Source organism: Sedimentitalea nanhaiensis DSM 24252 (genome assembly GCF_000473225.1).
GTDB lineage: Bacteria > Pseudomonadota > Alphaproteobacteria > Rhodobacterales > Rhodobacteraceae > Sedimentitalea > Sedimentitalea nanhaiensis.
Genome location: NZ_KI421509.1, coordinates 1805747 through 1823990, shown reverse-complemented (window position 1 = coordinate 1823990; position 18244 = coordinate 1805747). Strand labels below are relative to the sequence as shown.

Below are 18244 nucleotides of genomic sequence, written 5' to 3'. Positions count from 1 at the left end.
GTCTGGACAGTGAATAAACATCAATTTGTGCCTGAGGGGCCAGCAGGCACAGCATTGCCAAGCGAATTACGCGGTTACATGCGCGAGGCTTTGTACCAGCGTACGATGGCGGCGCGATCTTCGGGCTCCATGTAGGTGACGTTGGCCGGGGGCATCGCATGGCTGACCCCTGCCTGCAGATAGATTGCCCGCGCATTGCGGGCCACGTCTGCTTCAGTTTCCAGCAGCACGCCCTTGGGGGCCCACAGGATCCCTTCCCATCCCGGCTCGCGTGAATGGCACATGGAACAGCGGCCCAGAACGACTTCATGCGCCTGTTCAAACCCGTCGGCGGCGGCCAGCCGGGTCTCATAGGGGGTCAGCGGCAGTGCTTCGGCCTCTTCCACGTCTCCGTACATCGACGCGGTGGACAGCCAGATGATGGCGATGAAGAGGATCGCGGTGACCAGCCAGGTCCAGGTCGGATTACCGGTTCCGGCATGCATGGTGTTGAAATAGTGCCGGATCGTAACGCCCATCAGGAAAACCAGCGAGGCGATCAGCCAGTTCCATTCGGTGGCAAAGGCCAGCGGATAGTGATTAGACAGCATCAGGAAGATCACCGGCAGTGTCAGATAGTTGTTGTGGGTCGACCGCAGTTTGGCAATCTTGCCGTATTTCGGGTCCGGCGTACGTCCTGCCTGCAGATCGGCGACCACGATGCGCTGATTTGGCATGATGATGAAGAACACGTTGGCGGTCATGATGGTGGCGGTAAAGGCCCCAAGATGCAGCATCATGGCCCGGCCCGTAAAAATTTGATTATAGCCCCAGCCCATCGCCACCAGCATCAGAAACAGCAGTACCATCAACAGGGTCGGTTGCTCGGCCAGCCTGGATTTGCACAGGAAGTCATAGATGATCCAGCCGACCGTCAAGGACGCCGCCGAGATCAGAATGCCCTGCCATACCGCCAGATCTGCCTTGTTCGCGTCGATCAGATACAGCTCGGCCCCGGCCCAATAAACCAGCATCAATAGGGCTGCGCCGCTCAGCCAGGTGGAATAACTTTCCCATTTGAACCAGATCAGATGATCGGGCATTTCCGCCGGTGCCACCAGATATTTGCGGATGTGATAAAATCCGCCGCCGTGCACCTGCCATTCTTCGCCATGTGCGCCTGCGGGCAGGTCGGGTGCCTTGCGCAAACCCAGATCCAGGGCGATGAAATAGAACGACGACCCGATCCATGCCATCGCGGTGATCACATGCAGCCAGCGTACGGCAAAGGCCGCCCAGTCCCAGAATACGGCGAAATCATACATGGTGGGTCTCCTGTTGTGGTTTTTGCAGACTAGGCAAAGACGTGGTTATTCGGTATTCCGATATATTACCAAGCTGTATCAAAAATTCTGGAACAATGTCCTATCTCGACAACATCAGAACCTTCGTGCGTGTCTATGAATTGGGCAGCATGTCTGCGGCGGGGCGGGATCTGCGCATTTCACCGGCAGTCACCTCTGCGCGGATTTCCCAGCTTGAGGAACATCTGAATGTCCGCCTGTTTCAGCGTACAACCCGCAATCTGACCCCGACCGAGCAGGGGCAGGCGTTCTATGGCGGAGCGTGCGCGGTACTGGATGCGGTGGACGAGGCCGAAGCGCAGGTGATCAACCTGACCGACAATCCGCGCGGATCCCTGTATGTCGCAGCCCCTTTGGGTGTTGGGCGGCGGTTGGTGGCACCACAGGTGCCCGAGTTTCTGCGCGACTATCCGCAGATCGACCTGCGCCTGCGCCTGACCGACCGAACCGTCGACCTGACCACCGAAGGTTTGGATCTGGCGTTCTTTCTGGGCCAGCCTGCCGACAGCAACCTTCGGATCCGCAAGATCGCCGAGTGTCAGCGGGTTCTGGTTGCCGCGCCGTCGTATGTGGCCGCGCGTGGCTGCCCGCAGTCGGGTGCGGAGCTGGTGAAGGGCGCGCATGAATGTCTGAACCTGCGGTTTCCCGGCGCGACCGAGTTCCAATGGATGCTGACCACCGCCGACGGACCGCAGAGATTCGCCGTGTCCGGTCGATATGAGTGCGACGACGGCGACGTGCTGACCGATTGGGCCCTGTCCGGCCAGGGGATCGCGATGAAGCCGGTGTTCGAGGTCGCCGATCATATCCGTCAGGGCAATTTGGTTCCGGTGGCGCAATCGACGCCGCCGGTTCCGGTGCAGATGGCTTGCCTGTATACCCACCGCCGTCACCAGGACCCCAAGACCCGGCTGTTCATGGAATTCACTGCCGAGCGTATGGGCGCGGCGGTCAAAGACGCCGAGGCGCAGGTTCAGGTGGGGTGATGGGGTCTCAGATTTTCTGATTTGGCGGGCGTTTCGTGCTAATCTGTCCATCGGAGGTGCCAAATGTCGAAAAATCAATCGGTATGGGAGGGCGGCCAGGCCTATGAGCCCTATGTCGGGCGCTGGAGTCGCCCGGTTGCGCGCGATTTTCTCGACTGGCTTGCGATTGCACCGGGTGCAGCCTGGCTCGATGTGGGCTGTGGTACCGGGGCGTTGACCGAAACGGTTGTCGCGCGGGCCGATCCGGGGCGGATCCTGGGTGTCGATCCCGCGCCGGGATTCTTGTCGGTCGCTCGCGAGCAGGTTCAGGATCCGCGCGTCGACTTCGCCGAAGGAAACGCTGGCTCTCTGCCTCTCGAGGATGGCGATTTCGACGTTGTCGTGTCCGGGTTGGTACTGAATTTTGTGCCCGATTTGGCGGCAGGACTGCAAGAAATGCGCCGTTCGGTGCGCAAGGGCGGCACAATTGCGGCCTATGTCTGGGACTATGCCGGCAAGATGGAATTGATGCGCTATTTCTGGGATGCTGCGGTGGCCCTAAAGCCCGCCGACAGAGACATGGACGAGGCTGTGCGATTTCCGGTCTGCAACCCGGATGCGCTGACCGAAAAATTTGAAAGCGCCGGGTTGACCCAGGTTGCAACAACGGCCCTGGATATCCCCACACGTTTCGTGGATTTCGACGACTACTGGACGCCGTTTCTTGGCGGGCAGTTTCCCGCGCCTGACTATGCCATGGCCTTGTCTCAAACCGACCGCGACCGGTTAAGGGATCGCATCCAAGGAATGCTGCCAGTCAATGCCGACGGTTCGATCGATCTGATTGCCCGCGCATGGGCGGTGCGGGGGCTTCGATGAAACGGTTCGTCAGCTGCCGCGATAGGTTGAATAGCTGAATGGCGACACCAGCAGGGGCACATGGTAATGCGCTGGCTCGGACATGCCGAAGCGGATCGGGATAATGTCCAGAAACCGTGGCTGTTCCGGTGGTGTGCCCGTCGCATCCAGATAGGCACCGGCATGAAACACCAACTCGTACTCGCCGATTTCGAACTCGTCCGCTGGCAAAATTTGTCCATCGGTTCGCCCGTCGTCATTGCTGCGCAGGCTGCGCAGCAGCGTGCGGTCGGTCCCGTCGATACGGAACAGGTCGATCTTCATGCCCTCGGCGGGGCAGCCTCGGGCTGTATCCAGAACATGGGTGGTCAGATATCCGGTCATTTTCGGTTCTCCTGTCGCTATCTTGGTGTGCATCACTCTGTCTTCCTGTGCAAACGCCACGTTCCAGATAGTGTTTTCCGCATTTTTTGAAAAACTTCGACATTGTTCTGATTTACAAGGGGCCAAACTGGAGGGCGGACATGACTCGATATCCACGCAACATGATTGGCTACGGGGCGACTCCACCTGACGCCCAATGGCCCGGCGGTGCAAAGATCGCCGTGCAGATCGTGATGAACTATGAAGAGGGTGGCGAGAACTGCATCCTGCATGGAGATGCGGCGTCTGAGGCGTTCCTGTCCGAGATCGTCGGCGCCGCGCCGTGGCTGGGGCAACGTCATTGGAACATGGAATCGATTTATGAATACGGGGCACGTGCGGGGTTCTGGCGTCTGCACCGGCTGATGAAGGATTTGCCGATTACCGTCTATGGTGTCGCCACCGCGCTGGCGCGGTCGCCCGATCAGGTCGCGGCGATGAAATCGGCAGGCTGGGAGATCGCCAGCCACGGGTTGAAATGGGTCGAGTACAAAGACTCATCCGAAGCCGACGAACGTGCGGACATGGCCGAAGCGATCCGCCTGCACACCGAGGTCGTCGGGGAACGCCCGCGCGGGTGGTACACTGGGCGCTGTTCGGACAACACCGTGCGTCTGGCCGCCGACGAGGGCGGGTTCGACTATATTGCGGACATCTACTCTGACGATCTGCCTTACTGGGAACGGTTCGGTGCGCGCGACCAGCTGCTGGTGCCCTATACCTTGGACTGCAACGACATGCGCTTTGCAACACCGCAAGGGTTCAATTCGGGCGATCAGTTCTATTCCTATCTCAAGGACAGTTTCGATGCGCTCTATGCCGAAGGCGAAGAGGGCGCGCCCAAGATGCTGTCGATCGGCTTGCATTGCCGCCTGATCGGGCGCCCGGGGCGGGTAATGGCGCTAAAGCGGTTTCTGGAGTATGCGCGCGGGTTCGAAGACGTCTGGTTCGCCACTCGGTTGCAAATTGCACAGCATTGGGCGCGGACCCATCCGCCTGTGGAGCGCCTTCGTCCTTCGCAAATGGACAAGACCGATTTTGTCGCCGCCTATGGCAGTATTTTCGAGCATTCCCCCTGGATTGCGGAACAGGCATTTGAACTGGAACTGGGTGCCGCCCATGACACGGCGGGCGGGCTGCACAATGCACTGGCGCGGATCTTTCGTTCGGCCAGCGAAGAGGACCGCCTAGGCGTTCTGACCGCGCATCCGGATCTGGCGGGCAAGCTGGCGGAGGCCGGGAAACTGACCGCCGAAAGCACATCCGAACAGACGGGGGCCGGTCTGGATATGCTGACCGACGCAGAGCGCGAAACCTTCACCCGTCTGAACAGCGCATATGTGGAAAAGCACGGCTTTCCGTTCATTATCGCTGTGCGCGACAATACCAAGGACTCGATCCGCCAGGCCTTCGAACGCCGCATCGACAATGACCGCGCAACCGAATTTGCCGAGGCCTGTCGCCAAGTCGAGCGCATCGCCGAGCTGCGCCTGCGCGACGTGTTGCCTTCATGAGTCGCGAGATCGTCATTCAGCCGATCACGGCTCTGGCTTTTGCGCCGTTTGGAGACTTGATCGACTGTACGGGCGCGGCTGACAAGATCATCAATCAGGGCCAATGCGGTCGGTATCATGACCGTGCCGGACTGGATTTCGGCGACGGGCATGCCGGGCTGAGCCTGTTCGACGCCAATCCGCGCGCGTTGCCCCTGACCCTGGACATGGTCGAGCGCCACCCCGAGGGCAGCCAGGCATTTGTCCCGATGAGCCAGCATCCCTTTCTCGTGATCGTCGCGCCGGATGACGGGGGGGTGCCGGGAACGCCGCTGGCCTTTCGCACCGAACCGGGACAGGCGGTGAACTATCATCGCGGCACCTGGCACGGTGTCCTGACACCGCTGCACGCACCCGGGTTGTTCGCGGTGCTGGATCGTATCGGCGTGGGCGACAACCTGCAGGAACACTGGTTCACCCACCCTTACCGGATCGTCGGACCGGCAAGCTGAGACCGGCACCGACCACGAAAAAGACAGTCTGTCCAGCTCGGATGTCACATCCGCGCGCGGCTGGGGTGTGGCTTATCTAGCTTAAATAAATATTTTAAATACAATCAGTTGGTTGCTTTTCTCGCGGGTGCTTCTGAAATTTTTGAAGGTCCTTCGCCGGGAATCTCGCTAGGCTGAGCAGGCGCTTCGGATAGGCTTGCGGCAATCATCCATGAGGAGGACACGCGATGATACGAACGACAAAACGGCATGTTTTGGGAATGGCCCTGTCGATGGCGTTTCTGCCGTTGACCGCTTTGGCCGACACCGAACAGTTTTCGGTGTCAATGTTGCTGGCCGGCCAGATCGACGACAAGGGGTTCATGCAAGCCGGCTATAACGGCCTGGTCGCCATCGGTGATGAGCTGGGCGCAAAAACCAGCTATATTGATGGCGTCGCGCCCGAGCCCGAATTGCTGGCCGAGGCATTGCGCACACTGGCGGCCGATAACCCCGACCTGGTGATCGCCCATGGTGGTCAGAACAACCAGGCCGCCGAAATCGTCGCCGCCGAGTTTCCGGACATAAAGTTCGTGGTGGTTCAGGGGGCGGTGACTGGACCGAACCTGTCCAGCTACGAAGTTCTGCAGGAGGAAAGCGCCTGGCTGGCCGGCGCGATGAGCGGCCTGCTGACGCAGACCGGCGTGGTCGGCCATATTTCCGGCATCCGGGTCAAGCCGGGTCTGAAAGGGCGCGGCGGGTTCTACAACGGGTTGATGCATACCAACCCGGACGCAAAGTTTCTGACAATCTTTGCGGGCAACCAGGATGACAACGAACTCTCCTATCGCGTGGCCTCACAGCAAATCGACCAGAAGGCCGACATCGTGTTCACCATGCTGAACGCCGGGCGCAACGGTGCGATTGAGGCGATGCGCGAACATGGCGTCAAGCAGATCGGCAATGTGCGGGACTGGTATCCGGATCATCCGGATGTGTTTGTGGCATCGGCGATTGCCAATGTCAGCATAGCCGGCCTGCAGGCCGCGCGGGATGTCAAGAACGGCACATGGCAATCGGGCACCATCACCCGGATCGGCCTGGACAACCCCGATGCCGTATCGCTGGTGCTGTCGCCGGATGTTCCGGATGACGTGCGCGCGAAACTGGACGATCTGCGGGAACAAATCATTGACGGCACCATCGAGGTGTCCGTGGACTATGACGGTCCGGAACTGAAACCGTAGAACACAACCAAATGCGCGCGGATTTTCGGACGAAACCGGAAATCCGCCAATCCGAAGCCGCCGGCAGAAGCGGTGCGATCCCCATGACACAACAGAGAGATTAGACATGGCTGACACTTCCATCGGGACCGCGGAGCAACTGCGCGATCCCAACTACACCCCCGCCTTGTACAAGGCGATACCTCTTGGCATTCAGCATGTGCTGGCCATGTTCGTATCCAACGTGACGCCTGCCATCATCGTGGCCGGGGCGGCCGGGTTCGGTTTTGGATCGAACTCGCCCGACTTTCCCGAATTGCTTTACCTGATCCAGATGTCGATGCTGTTTGCCGGGATTGCGACCTTGTTGCAGACCGTCACCATCGGCCCCGTGGGGGCGGCGCTGCCCATCGTGCAGGGCACGTCTTTTGCGTTTCTGCCAATCATGATCCCGCTGGTCGCGGGTAAGGGCGTCGATGCCTTGGCTGCCTTGTTCGGCGGGGTTATCATCGGCGGTCTTTTTCATGCCTTCCTGGGTACATTCATCGGCAAGATCCGCTTTGCCCTGCCGCCTCTGGTCACCGGTCTGGTGGTCACGATGATCGGTCTGGCGTTGGTGCAGGTCGGCATCCAATATGCCGCAGGAGGCGTTCCGGCCATCGGCACCCCGGAATATGGCTCGTTGCTGAACTGGTCGGCGGCGCTGGTGGTGATCGTCGTTACACTGGGGCTCAAGTTCTTCACCAGAGGAATGATCTCGATCTCGGCGGTTCTGATCGGCCTGCTTGTCGGGTATGTTTATGCCATCTTCGTCGGGATCCTAAGCGTCGATGCCATTACGACCTCGTGGGCGCGTTCGGCCGCCTTTGCCCTGCCGCAGCCCTTCAAATACGGATTCGAGTTTTCCGCCGCCGCCGTGCTTGGGTTCTGTCTCATGGCGTTCATCTCGGCCATCGAGACCGTTGGCGATGTGTCCGGGATCACCAAGGGCGGCGCGGGGCGCGAAGCGACGGACCGGGAGATCCAGGGCGCAACCTATGCCGATGGTCTGGGAACGGCGGTCGCCGGGTGTTTCGGTGCATTTCCCAACACCTCGTTCAGCCAGAATGTCGGATTGATTGCCATGACCGGCGTGATGAGCCGCCATGTCGTAACCTGCGGTGCCATCTTTCTGATCATTTGCGGTCTGGTGCCCAAGGTTGGCGGTGTGATCCGCACTGTCCCGATCGAGGTTCTGGGTGGTGGCGTTATTGTGATGTTCGGCATGGTGGTTGCTGCGGGCATCTCGATGCTGTCCGATGTCAACTGGAACCGGCGCAACATGGTGATCTTTGCGATTTCCCTGTCCATCGGTCTGGGCCTGCAACTGGAACCCGGTGCCTTGCAGCACATGCCGGAGACAGCACGTATCCTGCTGACTTCGGGCCTGTTGCCGGCTGCGCTGATCGCCATTGTTCTGAACCTGATCCTGCCCGAAGATCTGGCGGATGAGGCGACTGAAGAAGTGTCGGGCGGCATGACCGGGCACGGGCGCGGGTCGCTGGCGCAGGACGACCACGCCTGACCATCCCTGTGCGGGGCGCTACGGCGCCTCGCGCTTTACCATCAGGGCTGCGATATCCAGCATGCGAGCCGAGAAGCCCCATTCATTGTCATACCAGCCAAACACCCGCACCTGGCGCGGGCCCGTCACCCGGATTTCCGGCCCCGCGATGACGAGCGATTCGGCGCGCGTGCGCAAATCGGTCGAAACAAGCGGGCGGTCGGTCCAGCCCAGAACCGGGCTGGCATCGACCGCCGCCTTCAGTGCGTCGGGAAAGGCCGATGCGTCGGTATCGCTTTGCAATCGCGCAACCAGGTCCACCGCCGACACGCTAGCGGTGGGAACCCGCAGCGCGGCACCGCTGATGCGTCCGGCAAGATCGGGCAGGATCTGGTCGACCAGTTGCATGGCGCTGGTGGTCGTGGGCACCATCGATAGCGCTCCGGCGCGGCTGCGGGCCATGTCGCCGCGCGGTGCATCCACCATGGGTTGGCTGTTCGTATAGCAGTGGATCGTAGTCATATGTGCGGTCTCGATACCGCCCACCGTATCCAGAACCCGTAGCAGCGGGGCCAGTGCGTTGGTGGTGCACGAGGCGTTGGACACAACCCGGGCGGCACCCAGAACACCATCGTTGGCCCCAAGCACGACCGTCTGTTCCGCCGCCGGTGATGGCCCCGAGATCAGCACCGCCCTTGCGCCCGCCGTCAGCCCGCGTTCCGCGACATCCGAGCTGCGCGCGATACCGGTGCATTCGAGCACCACGTCGACGCCTGACAAATCCAGCCGGGTCAGATCGGTTCGATGGAACAGTGCAATATCGTGTCCCGCGACGGACAGTTTCCCATCGGCGGTCGTGACCTCAAAGGGCAGCGGGCCAAAGGTGCTGTCATACTGAAACAGATAGGCCAGCATGTCCGCAGAGGCGATGTCGTTCACCAGCGCAACCTGCACGTCGCTGTGACGGGGCAGGGTCAGGATCTGGCGTAAGATCGTGCGGCCAATCCGGCCGAATCCGTTGATGGCAATGCGCATGGACGAGATATGGCAGCCTTGCAGACCAAGCTCAATGGGGCGGACACCGATCGCGTCCTTCGTTTCGAGTCAAGAGGTTGTGCCGCCTGAGATCGGGAGAGCGTGGATCGAGCGACCGGAAAAACAGAGAAAGCTCAGCGATTGCAGACCATGTCGGCGTGAAACTCGGCCCCAACTGTCTGCCACAGGGTGCCTGGGACAACTTTGCAACCGGTGGCCAGCTCCAGTGCCCGAACCGCTTGCGGCGTGCGCCGGGCCACTGGCTTGCCGAACGGGTTCAGGTTGTTGTTGTCCCGGCTTGCCACATAGGCATTTGGTTTCTTCCGGTTCTGCGACACGGTCCAGGTGCGTCCCAGTACTTGTACCTGTGCGACTTCGGCCTTGGCGGCCATCCCCGGCGCTGCGAAACCGACAGCAATCAGGGAGCCCGTCAGGGCAATTGCGAGTGTTCGAATTGGCATCTTCATCGGGCCACGCTCCGTTGGATCGGGTTGCAAATGGGATGCCCGGCCAAGTGCGGCGGCTGTTGTGCATCGCATATAATTCTACCCGATCTTCTCGCGGCTGCAAGGACTCGGGATGGGTTCAGCGTCTTGAAAGGCGCAACGGCATATGCCGGTTCACGTCCTTGTAAAGCAGATAGCGGAACGGCCCCGGTCCGCCTGCATAACAGGCCTGGGGACAAAAGGCGCGCAGCCACATGTAATCGCCGGCTTCGACCTCGACCCAATCCTGGTTCAACCGATAGACCGCTTTGCCCTCCAGCACATACAACCCGTGCTCCATCACATGGGTTTCGGCAAAGGGAATAACGCCGCCGGGTTGAAAGGTGACGATGGTCACATGCATGTCGTGGCGCAGATCTGCGGGGTCCACGAACCTGCTGGTGGCCCAACGTCCCTCGGTGCCGGGCATCGGCGTGGGAGTGACCTCGGCGTCGCTGGAGATAAATGGCTCTGGCGCATCCAGTCCCGGCGCGGGCTCATAGGCCTTGCGGATCCAGTGGAACCGGGCCTCGGTCCCGGCGTGATTGTGCAATGTCCACGTGCAGCCGGCGGTCAAATAGGCGAAACCGCCGGGTTCCAGCACATGCCGTTTGCCTGCGATGGTCAGGGTGACGGCCCCCTCGACAACAAACAGAACGCCCTCGGCTTCGGGATCGCTCTCGGGCTGGTCGCTGCCGCCCCCGGCTGAGACTTCCATGATGTAATGCGAGAACGTCTCGGCAAATCCGCTGAGCGGGCGCGCGATAACCCACAGGCGGGTTCCGACCCAGTGGGGCAGAAAGCTGGTGGTAATATCGCGCATCGTGCCCTTCGGAATTACCGCATAGGCATCGGTGAACATCGCCCGGTCGGTCAGCAGCTGATCCTGTGGCGGGTGGCCCCCGGTGGGCGCGTAATAGGTTTGCTTGGACATCTTTGTTTCCCATAGACGGCGTCGGTTGCAGTATGCAGGCAAAGCCGAGTACCAACCAAGGCGCAGGAACCAGATAGCATTGTTCGTGGTTTTTTGAAGATGGCGTTAAGCGCGGTTGGATTTCTGCATTTGTAGGCGGTCAGGTTTGGACAAGCTGGGGCAGAGTCTGTACCCATAGGGATGACCGCCAACACGCCGCGCCAAACGAGGACATGACGAGGAAATGATGAAATATGTTTTGACCCTTCTGCTTGCGCTGGGTGCCGCTGCAAGCCTGCCCCCTGCACCCGAGGCGCAAAACCTCAGCAAAATCCTGGCTCAATCCGGCCTTAGTCCGGTGGATTTCGATTTGATGGCGGCGGCAGAAGCTGCCCTGTTGGGGCAGAATGGACCCGGCAAGGGGCAGGAGAAGTCCTGGTCAAATCCCAAAAGCGAGTCGCGCGGTACGGTTCAGGCGATTGCGGTGCAGGGCAATTGCGCCGAGCTGCTGCACCTGATCCACCCCAAGGGGCAGCCCAAGCAGGTCGAGCTGCGCAAGAAGATGTGCAAATCCGCCGATGGCCGCTGGCTGCTGACGCTTTAAGGCGCGGCGTCAGCCACGATCCTGCACCGTGTGGAAGATATGGGTAAAGGTGGCGGCCCCCAGGATCGGGATCAGCAGGTTGACCAGCGGTACCGACAGCGGGATCGCCATCAGTGTACCGGCCAACCAGATCGTGCCCATGTTGCGCGCCCGCAGCCGTTTGGCCCCGTCGCGCCCGATCCGGCGCATGGCTGCCAGCGTGAAATACTCCCGCCCTAACAGAAAGCCGTTCAGCGCCCAGAAGATGAACGGAGCCAGCGGGCTAAAGATGACATACAGGATCAGCGCCAACAGGTTGGCCCCGATCAGCACGCCCAGAAAATTCACCGTATCTCGCAGCGCATCGCCAAAGGGCACACCGGGCACCGAGGGCAGATTGGGATAATGCTTATCCTCGACCGCCTGCGCCACTTCGTCCAGAAACATTGACGTGATGGCCGAGGCGACCGGCACCATCAGGAATATCGACAACAGCATCATGACGCCGACAGAGGTCCAGCTGACAAGATCGTTGAGCCAGGTCACCTGACCCAGCAGCGGCAGGGTCGCATCATCGCCTATCATCCAGCCGATCAGCGCCACAAAACCTGCGCTGGCAGCAATCAACAGGGCGATTGTCAGAAACACCCCCAGAAACAGGACCCGGCGAAAACGCGGATCGCCTATCTGGCCCAGGGCCAACGAGAAAGAGGACAAGATCATGTGTCCAACCACCGGGTAATGGCAGTCAGATCGGGGCGGGGCCGTTCCGGCGGCGCGCTGCTTTCAGTGCCGATATGGATGAACCCGGCGATGCGCTCATGGTCGTTCAGGCCCAATCCCTGCGCGCGGAAGGTGGCGTCGTGACTGGGCCATCCGCTTAGCCAATTGGCCCCCCAGCCACTGGCGAGCGCTGCGTTCAACAGCCCCAGGCAGACCGCCCCGGCGGAATAGGTCTGCTCGATTGGCGGAATTTTTTCCGACGGCTTTTGCACTTCGATCACCGCCACCGCCAGATTGCCCTGGTCGAACTGGATGCGTCCCTTGGCGATATCCTCGGGCGATTTTCCCAGCGCCTTGCCGCGGGTTTCGGCCAGATCCGCCAGCCGTGCCAATGCCGCACGCCCGATCACGATGAACCGCCAGGGTTCCAGCTTGCCATGATCCGGAGTGCGGGCCGCAGCCGTCAGGATCGGCATCAATTGCGCACGATCGGGCACCGGCAGTGCCAGCGTCTTGGCCGGGCGTGATCGGCGGGTCATCAGAAAGTCAAGCGTGGCGGGGTTCGGATCGGGCATGCATTCGGCCTTGTTTGGATACAGGCCCACATGTCGGCGGTACGGCGACGATTTTCAACCCGCAAAACCGCCGACCGCCCTGGTGCTCAGGCTTTGAGCGGCAAAAGCTCCTGTGCCGCGTCGCGCACGATTTCGCGCAGAAAGGCGTCAAACCGTGCCGAAGGCTGGCGGACCGCAAAGGTTTCCGCCATCGGATCGGGTGCCGAGATGGAGCTGCCAGACAGCGCCTCGATCGCCGCGTGACCGCAGAACGGCACGTACATCTCGGAATAGCCGCCTTCGTGTACCAAGACCAGCCGCCCGCCGCACAGATCCTGCGCCGCCGATTTGATGCGCTGCGTCATTTGCGCGAAGCCTGCGGCGGTCACCAGCATCCGGGCCAAAGGGTCGCAGGCCGAAGCGTCAAACCCGCAGGCGACAATGATCATGTCGGGTTTGTACGCATCCAGCGCCGGGCGTACGATCTCGTCCAGGACCGCGAGATAGGCGGTGTCCCCCGCCCCGGCGGGCAGAGGAATGTTCATGTTGAACCCTTCTCCGGCACCGCGTCCGCGATCGCCTATAGCGCCGGTATCGAGCGGGTAATTGCCCTCTTGGTGGATTGAAATCGTCAGGACGTCGTCGCGGTCATAAAAGATCGCCTCGGTGCCGTTGCCGTGGTGCACGTCCCAGTCCAGCACCGCCACCTTTGCCAGACCGTGCCGAGCCTTGGCGGCTTCAATCGCAACGGCGATATTAGCCAACAGGCAGAACCCGTTGGGAAAATCCGGCAAACAGTGGTGCCCGGGGGGGCGCGACAGCGCATAGGCGTTTTCCATCCGGCCGGCGACAACCGAATCGACCGCCGCAATCGACAATCCCGCAGAGAGCGCTGCGATCTCGTAGCCACCGGCGGCAAAAGGCGTACGCCGCCCCAGCTCGCCGCCACCCGCGTCCGACAGGCGTTTGAACTCGGACAGATAGCTCTGCGGATGCACTCGCAACAGATCCGCCTCGCTGGCCGGCGCAGCACTTTGCGCAGCCAGCTCGGAGGTCAGCCCGGTCACGTCCATCAGGTTCTTGAGCCGTCTCTTGGTTTCGGGGTTTTCCGGCAATCCACCCGCGACCTGTGGCTGCACCAGCCCACCGACCGGAAGGGTAAAGACATAGTTCCCTCCCGCGTGCCAGAAACACCGCTCGTCCCAGAAAAATCCCGTTGTCATCCGCCTGCTCTCCTCATGTCTTTGACCTCAACTATCCGGACGGAGACGCAAAAGTCTATGGCGCTCGGGGCGCAATCGGGTACAGAATGAGCATATGGCGAAACCGCGCAGCAAGGACTTACCCGACCTTTGTGATCTGGCCCAACCCGGTGCCCGGATTACCGTGCGTGTGACTCCCAAGGCCGCCGCCACCCGGCTGAGCCGAACCGGCGAGGACCTGCGTATCGCCGTCACCGCCGCGCCCGAGAATGGCAAGGCAAACGCGGCGGTCCAGGCGGTTCTGGCCAAAGCCATGGGGGCCGCGCCCTCGCATCTGACCCTATTGCGGGGACAGACTGGCCGTACCAAGGTGTTCGTCTATTCCGGTCCCGAAACGTCGCGCAGCTGATAGACACCTTCAGGCAGATCAAGCGCTGCCGCCAGATCGCGCAACTGTTCAGGTGACAGGGTGATTTTCTGCATGGTATCGGTGCGCGCATCCAGCTGTTCCAGGGTCACGCATTCGGCAAAGCTGTTGATGATCACATCCTCCTGCAAAGGGATCTCTCCCTCGTCCACAAGGGTGATCACTGTGGCATCAAATTCGTGCTCGATCGTAAACATGGCGCTACCCTGCCGCCGCGATCCCGGCTTGGCAAGGGGCTTTGGCGGCAAACGGCACTGGCGGGCAGATGCCACCGTGCTAGTGTCACGACAGGTGGGAATGGAACTGCGAAAGAAAGAGAAAGCACAATGCGCTGGACTGTCTTGCTGCCCCTTTTGGGCTGGGGTCTTGCGGCCTGTGATGCACCTGGCCTGGGCGTGCCTGCGCCTGTTGTGGCCGCCCCTTCGCCGATTGAATGGCAGATGTCGCCGGAATTGGCGGCGCGCACCTTTACCCAGGTCGTTCAACGGGTCGAACCTGTGGCCGAACGGGAGTGTCAGCGCCAGGCCCGCGGGGTGAACTGCGACTTTCTGATCGCAGTCGACCCGAACCCGCGCGCACAGCCCAATGCCTTTCAAAGCGAGGATGAACAGGGGCGACCGGTCTTGACCTTTACCGCGTCGTTGATCGGCAGCGTGCGCAACGCGGATGAGCTGGCCTTTGTCATGGGGCACGAGGCGGCGCATCACATTGCCAACCATCTGGAGCGCCAGAGCCTTAACGCGGCGGCGGCTGCCGAGATCTTTGCCGGGCTTGCGTCCATGACCGGCGGCGGGGCCAGCGACGTGGCCAGCGCGCAGGAGCTTGGCGCCGCAGTCGGTGCGCGGGCCTATTCGAAAGAGTTCGAACTGGAGGCGGACCGGTTGGGCACCGTCATTACCTGGCGCGCGGGGTACGATCCTTTGGTCGGAGCTGAGTATTTTGCCCGGATCCCAGACCCCGGAGACCGCTTTCTGGGCAGTCACCCCCCCAATGCCGCGCGGGTCGAGACGGTCAATCGCACCCTGCAAGGTTTGCGCGGATAGGGTGCTTGACCTGAATCAAGGCAAAGCAAAGCAATCGGCATAGGCTGATCCCAAAGTCGGGATCTGCGGTCACTTACCGTGTTGACCAAGCGGTAAGATCGGACAGAACGGAGGTATCAATGCGAGTTCTGGGAAAAACGATGCATCACGTTCGCTTGGTCATGCGGATGGCGCAGGCGGTGGGGCTCGACCTGGCGGCGCTGATGCGGTCCGGGGCGCTGACCCAACCTGAGTGGGCCGGCATGGTTCATCGCTGTCGCGGTTGCGATTGGGCGGATCAGTGCACGGACTGGCTGGACCGGCACCCCCAAGCCGCCTGTGCGCCGATAAACTGTACGAACCGTACCCGGATGGCTGGCCTGAAGGCACGCCGAACTCGGACGGAACAGGTCTGATATGGATGGCGGAGGCGGCAGGATCGACCGCACCGAACGCCACTTTTGGCTGACCCGCTCCATGGCGCGCGTCATGGGGGTGAACCTGATGCGCGCCATGGAGCAGGGCCTGCTAAGTCCCGAGGATTACGGCGAAATGGTGGCCCGGTGTCAGGCCGGAAAATGCCACGAGATCTGCCAGCTGTGGCTGGCGCGTCAGACCGGGGTTGCGGCCAAAGCGCCGGACCATTGCCTGCACCGGGATGTGTTGGATCGTTTGCGCGGGTCCTGAAACCGCGTGACATTGTCCAACGGTGCTGGAATGTTGGGCAAAGCCCTGACAGGAGATCCCCATGACGGCAAAGAATGCGCGGCACCCGTGCGCGCGGCGAGGCTGTTGAGATGCAGGTGTTTGAGGCGATCCTGTCCGACCGGGGCAGCAAATATGCAGTGTCGGGCGGTCCTGTCGGCAACCGGGCCGAGGCCGTTGAGTTTGTCAAAACCCTATGTAAAGACAGGAAATTCGCCAAGGCGACCCACAACACATGGGGCGCGGTTCTGGATGAGGGACCAATCAAGAACGACGACGGCGAAAGTGGTGCGGGCATGGTCATCCTGCGCATGCTGGAGCGCGAGGAACTGCGCGATCACATCGTCGTCGTGACCCGCTGGTACGGTGGCAAAAAACTGGGCGGCGACCGGTTTCGGCGGGTGCAGGACGCGGTGAGATACTATCTGGATCATCGCGACCCACAGGGCTGAAAACCCGGCACTCCCCCCGTACATACCCCGTACATACGGGGTACATGCGCGGATGCGGATCAAAGCTTGGCGTGGGTGCCGTCACAGAGCGGGGCTTTGTCGCTGTGTTTGCAGCCGCAAAAGAACACTTTCTTGTCGGCCTCGGCGGTGAATTTGACCGGGGTAAACTCTGTGTCCTTGTGGCTGCCATCGCAGAACGGCTGTTTCGCGGACCGCCCGCAGGCGCACCAGAAATAGGTTTTCCCCGCCGTCACCTCGACCGGGTATGGGGCTTTCTGGGCAATTTCTGGCGTGTCGGACATGGCTGGGTCTCCCTGGCTGGTTTTGATGCACGATAGCGGGCTTTGCGGGAATGACCAGAGTGGCGTTTGCAGCATCGAACTGTGCGAAGCACGGCGAGCAGCCCCCCCTCCCCACGGGTGAGGTGTCAAAATTTGAGCAAGGCGAGCAAATAGTCTATTCAAGGTCGGAAATTGGTTTCCCCAACTCTCGTTGGGCCGCTCGCCTAAAGAAACCTTCAAAATCTTCAAATTGATTTGGGTTGGCTCCGGCGAGACGCACCGCTCTCAACAGATTGTCAACATGGATATTCGGATCTACTCTATTTGATTTGCCGCGCGCAAAATCAAATGATGCACTCGCTAGCAACTGTATTGTTCATTCTGGATGAGGCGTCCATTTTTGCCCTGATTTGACGAGGGCATTTGCGATGGTCACAAGCTTTCGGGCGACGGCGACAATGACGACCTTGTGTGGTTTACCTGCGGCACGCAGACGATCCGCGAAGGTTTTCAGGACCTGATTGTGGTGGCTGGCAACGAGGGCCGCCTGGAATATTACGTGCCTGAGCAGTCGTCGCCCTCCGCCGATAGCGCGCTTACCACGCATCGCTCTGCTGTCGTGTGCAATCGGTGCGAGGCCCGCGAGCGCGGCGGCCTGCTCGCCTGTGATCTGACCAAGTTCTGGCATCTCGGCGATCAACATCGAGCTGGCAACCGGGCCGACCCCGGGGACGGACCGCAGGATACCGGCAGTTGCGGCCAGTTCATCGTCTGCAGCGATGGTCTGTTCAATCCGCGCCTCCAGATCCGCGATTTGGCGGTCGAGAAGCGTGCGCCGCTGGTCGTCCATACTCGCGAACATCTCGGCAGATCCCAGTTTCCCATGCGCCTTTATCTGTGCCAGAAGGCGTTTTCTGCTCTCAACGAGCTGCCCGCGCTTTGACGTCAAGGCTCTGAGAACCCGCAGCTTTTCATGTGGCAGACTGCGCCCGGCACCGGGCCGGAACATCATGAACCGGGCGATGAGTTCCGCATCTATCCGATCCGTTTTGGCCCGTGTGCCCCGGCTTGCGGCGAAGGCCTTGATTTGCGCTGGCGGCAATTGTCGCGTCGCCACGCTGGCGGCCTCCAGCGCCGCCCATAAACGCCATTCCTGGCCTCCGGTTGCCTCGAAGCAGACCAGGCCGTTGACGTCCCGAGCCAACCGCACCAGCTGTTCGTGCCCCTCATCCGCGTTCGGCAATCTCAACCACTTGCCATCCGGCAGGCAATGAATGTCCAGCCAATCCCGCGAGACATCTATGCCGATGATCCGGTCGTGTGCTACCGTTTCCATGCTCTCTTCCTTCTGCTTCGTGGTCCTGATCGGCCACATTCAACTGTTCGAGACGATGAAGAGAGACGGTGCTGGCTCGCTAGCAAACGTGGTCAGGCCACAAGGCTCAGACGCCATACACCGTCCCACCACCGGCCTCGGCCAAGGTCGGTGGTGGGAGGAGATTAGCAAAGCGCAGATACAG

At 61.0% G+C, this 18244-nt stretch carries 23 protein-coding genes; 12 read left to right on the top strand and 11 right to left on the bottom strand.

Annotated elements, in window-relative coordinates:
• Positions 1 to 74: 74 nt before the first annotated feature.
• Positions 75 to 1304 (bottom strand): urate hydroxylase PuuD, encoded by a 1230-nt coding sequence (locus tag NANH_RS0110705; protein WP_027262040.1) that lies wholly within the window; start codon positions 1302 to 1304, stop codon positions 75 to 77.
• 95 nt (positions 1305 to 1399) lie between these two features.
• On the opposite strand from NANH_RS0110705, the gene NANH_RS0110700 reads away from it, so the two are divergent.
• Together NANH_RS0110700 and NANH_RS0110695 are read left to right on the top strand one after the other, a co-directional pair.
• Positions 1400 to 2329, top strand: a complete 930-nt coding sequence (locus NANH_RS0110700; RefSeq protein WP_027262039.1) for a LysR family transcriptional regulator — start codon at positions 1400 to 1402, stop codon at positions 2327 to 2329.
• Positions 2330 to 2392: 63 nt separating this feature from the next.
• Positions 2393 to 3187, top strand: a complete 795-nt coding sequence (locus NANH_RS0110695; protein ID WP_027262038.1) for a class I SAM-dependent methyltransferase — start codon at positions 2393 to 2395, stop codon at positions 3185 to 3187.
• Positions 3188 to 3196: 9 nt separating this feature from the next.
• Here the strand turns inward: NANH_RS0110695 and uraH are convergent, their stop codons facing one another.
• The gene (gene uraH, locus NANH_RS0110690; protein ID WP_027262037.1) at positions 3197 to 3550 is read right to left on the bottom strand and encodes a hydroxyisourate hydrolase; all 354 of its coding nucleotides are present in this window, start codon (positions 3548 to 3550) and stop codon (positions 3197 to 3199) included.
• Positions 3551 to 3690: 140 nt separating this feature from the next.
• On the opposite strand from uraH, the gene puuE reads away from it, so the two are divergent.
• From puuE to NANH_RS0110670, 4 genes are all read left to right on the top strand, one after another.
• A complete protein-coding gene (gene puuE / locus NANH_RS0110685; protein ID WP_027262036.1) occupies positions 3691 to 5103 on the top strand; it encodes an allantoinase PuuE in 1413 nt (470 codons plus the stop codon).
• Positions 5100 to 5594: an ureidoglycolate lyase gene (locus NANH_RS0110680; RefSeq protein ID WP_027262035.1), complete on the top strand. Its 495-nt coding sequence runs from the start codon at positions 5100 to 5102 to the stop codon at positions 5592 to 5594. Before puuE ends, NANH_RS0110680 begins: the two co-directional genes overlap by 4 nt.
• A gap of 227 nt (positions 5595 to 5821) precedes the next feature.
• Complete coding sequence (locus NANH_RS0110675; RefSeq protein ID WP_051372364.1) at positions 5822 to 6820, top strand: BMP family protein; 999 nt, start codon at positions 5822 to 5824, stop codon at positions 6818 to 6820.
• A gap of 106 nt (positions 6821 to 6926) precedes the next feature.
• Positions 6927 to 8363, top strand: coding sequence for a uracil-xanthine permease family protein (locus tag NANH_RS0110670; protein WP_027262033.1), 1437 nt, complete (start codon positions 6927 to 6929; stop codon positions 8361 to 8363).
• 18 nt (positions 8364 to 8381) lie between these two features.
• On the opposite strand, the gene NANH_RS0110665 is transcribed toward NANH_RS0110670, so the two are convergent.
• From NANH_RS0110665 to NANH_RS0110655, 3 genes are all read right to left on the bottom strand, one after another.
• A complete protein-coding gene (locus NANH_RS0110665) occupies positions 8382 to 9377 on the bottom strand; it encodes a type I glyceraldehyde-3-phosphate dehydrogenase (protein WP_027262032.1) in 996 nt (331 codons plus the stop codon).
• A gap of 134 nt (positions 9378 to 9511) precedes the next feature.
• Positions 9512 to 9844, bottom strand: coding sequence for a hypothetical protein (locus NANH_RS0110660; RefSeq protein ID WP_051372360.1), 333 nt, complete (start codon positions 9842 to 9844; stop codon positions 9512 to 9514).
• Between the two features lie 118 nt (positions 9845 to 9962).
• A complete protein-coding gene (locus NANH_RS0110655) occupies positions 9963 to 10796 on the bottom strand; it encodes a bifunctional allantoicase/(S)-ureidoglycine aminohydrolase (RefSeq protein WP_027262030.1) in 834 nt (277 codons plus the stop codon).
• 226 nt (positions 10797 to 11022) lie between these two features.
• Here NANH_RS0110655 and NANH_RS0110650 point away from each other — a divergent pair, with 226 nt between their 5' ends.
• Entirely contained in the window at positions 11023 to 11379 is a 357-nt protein-coding gene (locus NANH_RS0110650) for a hypothetical protein (RefSeq protein ID WP_027262029.1), read from the top strand.
• 9 nt (positions 11380 to 11388) lie between these two features.
• On the opposite strand, the gene NANH_RS0110645 is transcribed toward NANH_RS0110650, so the two are convergent.
• From NANH_RS0110645 to NANH_RS0110635, 3 genes are all read right to left on the bottom strand, one after another.
• The gene (locus tag NANH_RS0110645) at positions 11389 to 12081 is read right to left on the bottom strand and encodes an EI24 domain-containing protein (protein WP_027262028.1); all 693 of its coding nucleotides are present in this window, start codon (positions 12079 to 12081) and stop codon (positions 11389 to 11391) included.
• A complete protein-coding gene (locus NANH_RS0110640) occupies positions 12078 to 12656 on the bottom strand; it encodes a nitroreductase family protein (RefSeq protein ID WP_027262027.1) in 579 nt (192 codons plus the stop codon). Before NANH_RS0110640 ends, NANH_RS0110645 begins: the two co-directional genes overlap by 4 nt.
• 86 nt (positions 12657 to 12742) lie before the next feature.
• Entirely contained in the window at positions 12743 to 13858 is a 1116-nt protein-coding gene (locus NANH_RS0110635; protein WP_027262026.1) for a class II histone deacetylase, read from the bottom strand.
• A gap of 94 nt (positions 13859 to 13952) precedes the next feature.
• Between NANH_RS0110635 and NANH_RS0110630 the strand changes: the two genes are divergently transcribed.
• Positions 13953 to 14246, top strand: a complete 294-nt coding sequence (locus tag NANH_RS0110630; RefSeq protein ID WP_027262025.1) for a DUF167 domain-containing protein — start codon at positions 13953 to 13955, stop codon at positions 14244 to 14246.
• Here NANH_RS0110630 and NANH_RS0110625 read toward each other — a convergent pair.
• On the bottom strand, positions 14216 to 14461 hold the full coding sequence (locus tag NANH_RS0110625) for a hypothetical protein (RefSeq protein WP_027262024.1): 246 nt from the start codon (positions 14459 to 14461) through the stop codon (positions 14216 to 14218). The genes NANH_RS0110630 and NANH_RS0110625 overlap by 31 nt on opposite strands.
• A 129-nt stretch (positions 14462 to 14590) precedes the next feature.
• On the opposite strand from NANH_RS0110625, the gene NANH_RS0110620 reads away from it, so the two are divergent.
• The 4 genes from NANH_RS0110620 to NANH_RS0110605 all read left to right on the top strand — a co-directional run bounded on the left by NANH_RS0110620 (position 14591) and on the right by NANH_RS0110605 (position 16443).
• Positions 14591 to 15307, top strand: coding sequence for a M48 family metallopeptidase (locus tag NANH_RS0110620; protein ID WP_027262023.1), 717 nt, complete (start codon positions 14591 to 14593; stop codon positions 15305 to 15307).
• Between the two features lie 119 nt (positions 15308 to 15426).
• On the top strand, positions 15427 to 15702 hold the full coding sequence (locus NANH_RS26005; RefSeq protein WP_051372356.1) for a DUF6455 family protein: 276 nt from the start codon (positions 15427 to 15429) through the stop codon (positions 15700 to 15702).
• 1 nt (position 15703) lies between these two features.
• Positions 15704 to 15973, top strand: coding sequence for a DUF6455 family protein (locus tag NANH_RS0110610; RefSeq protein ID WP_051372354.1), 270 nt, complete (start codon positions 15704 to 15706; stop codon positions 15971 to 15973).
• Between the two features lie 110 nt (positions 15974 to 16083).
• Positions 16084 to 16443 carry a YigZ family protein gene (locus NANH_RS0110605; protein ID WP_027262020.1) on the top strand — a complete coding sequence of 120 codons (360 nt, stop codon included), beginning with the start codon at positions 16084 to 16086 and terminating at the stop codon, positions 16441 to 16443.
• Between the two features lie 59 nt (positions 16444 to 16502).
• Here NANH_RS0110605 and NANH_RS0110600 read toward each other — a convergent pair whose 3' ends face one another.
• The gene (locus NANH_RS0110600) at positions 16503 to 16745 is read right to left on the bottom strand and encodes a CDGSH iron-sulfur domain-containing protein (protein WP_027262019.1); all 243 of its coding nucleotides are present in this window, start codon (positions 16743 to 16745) and stop codon (positions 16503 to 16505) included.
• A 355-nt stretch (positions 16746 to 17100) separates the two neighbouring features.
• On the bottom strand, positions 17101 to 18060 hold the full coding sequence (locus NANH_RS0110595) for an IS110 family RNA-guided transposase (protein ID WP_036049701.1): 960 nt from the start codon (positions 18058 to 18060) through the stop codon (positions 17101 to 17103).
• Positions 18061 to 18244: the final 184 nt, after the last annotated feature.

Excerpts from the sequence above, each read along its gene's own strand:
- NANH_RS0110675 (WP_051372364.1), top strand. The coding sequence starts at position 5,822 with ATGATACGAACGACAAAACGGCATGTTTTGGGAATGGCCCTGTCGATG.
- uraH (WP_027262037.1), bottom strand. The coding sequence starts at position 3,550 with ATGACCGGATATCTGACCACCCATGTTCTGGATACAGCCCGAGGCTGC.
- NANH_RS0110600 (WP_027262019.1), bottom strand. The coding sequence starts at position 16,745 with ATGTCCGACACGCCAGAAATTGCCCAGAAAGCCCCATACCCGGTCGAG.
- NANH_RS0110700 (WP_027262039.1), top strand. The coding sequence starts at position 1,400 with ATGTCCTATCTCGACAACATCAGAACCTTCGTGCGTGTCTATGAATTG.
- NANH_RS26005 (WP_051372356.1), top strand. The coding sequence starts at position 15,427 with ATGCGAGTTCTGGGAAAAACGATGCATCACGTTCGCTTGGTCATGCGG.
- NANH_RS0110665 (WP_027262032.1), bottom strand. The coding sequence starts at position 9,377 with ATGCGCATTGCCATCAACGGATTCGGCCGGATTGGCCGCACGATCTTA.
- NANH_RS0110640 (WP_027262027.1), bottom strand. The coding sequence starts at position 12,656 with ATGCCCGATCCGAACCCCGCCACGCTTGACTTTCTGATGACCCGCCGA.
- NANH_RS0110655 (WP_027262030.1), bottom strand. The coding sequence starts at position 10,796 with ATGTCCAAGCAAACCTATTACGCGCCCACCGGGGGCCACCCGCCACAG.
- NANH_RS0110635 (WP_027262026.1), bottom strand. The coding sequence starts at position 13,858 with ATGACAACGGGATTTTTCTGGGACGAGCGGTGTTTCTGGCACGCGGGA.
- NANH_RS0110670 (WP_027262033.1), top strand. The coding sequence starts at position 6,927 with ATGGCTGACACTTCCATCGGGACCGCGGAGCAACTGCGCGATCCCAAC.
- NANH_RS0110625 (WP_027262024.1), bottom strand. The coding sequence starts at position 14,461 with ATGTTTACGATCGAGCACGAATTTGATGCCACAGTGATCACCCTTGTG.
- NANH_RS0110605 (WP_027262020.1), top strand. The coding sequence starts at position 16,084 with ATGCAGGTGTTTGAGGCGATCCTGTCCGACCGGGGCAGCAAATATGCA.
- NANH_RS0110610 (WP_051372354.1), top strand. The coding sequence starts at position 15,704 with ATGGATGGCGGAGGCGGCAGGATCGACCGCACCGAACGCCACTTTTGG.
- NANH_RS0110695 (WP_027262038.1), top strand. The coding sequence starts at position 2,393 with ATGTCGAAAAATCAATCGGTATGGGAGGGCGGCCAGGCCTATGAGCCC.
- NANH_RS0110660 (WP_051372360.1), bottom strand. The coding sequence starts at position 9,844 with ATGAAGATGCCAATTCGAACACTCGCAATTGCCCTGACGGGCTCCCTG.
- NANH_RS0110630 (WP_027262025.1), top strand. The coding sequence starts at position 13,953 with ATGGCGAAACCGCGCAGCAAGGACTTACCCGACCTTTGTGATCTGGCC.
- NANH_RS0110650 (WP_027262029.1), top strand. The coding sequence starts at position 11,023 with ATGAAATATGTTTTGACCCTTCTGCTTGCGCTGGGTGCCGCTGCAAGC.
- NANH_RS0110645 (WP_027262028.1), bottom strand. The coding sequence starts at position 12,081 with ATGATCTTGTCCTCTTTCTCGTTGGCCCTGGGCCAGATAGGCGATCCG.
- NANH_RS0110705 (WP_027262040.1), bottom strand. The coding sequence starts at position 1,304 with ATGTATGATTTCGCCGTATTCTGGGACTGGGCGGCCTTTGCCGTACGC.
- NANH_RS0110595 (WP_036049701.1), bottom strand. The coding sequence starts at position 18,060 with ATGGAAACGGTAGCACACGACCGGATCATCGGCATAGATGTCTCGCGG.
- puuE (WP_027262036.1), top strand. The coding sequence starts at position 3,691 with ATGACTCGATATCCACGCAACATGATTGGCTACGGGGCGACTCCACCT.
- NANH_RS0110620 (WP_027262023.1), top strand. The coding sequence starts at position 14,591 with ATGCGCTGGACTGTCTTGCTGCCCCTTTTGGGCTGGGGTCTTGCGGCC.
- NANH_RS0110680 (WP_027262035.1), top strand. The coding sequence starts at position 5,100 with ATGAGTCGCGAGATCGTCATTCAGCCGATCACGGCTCTGGCTTTTGCG.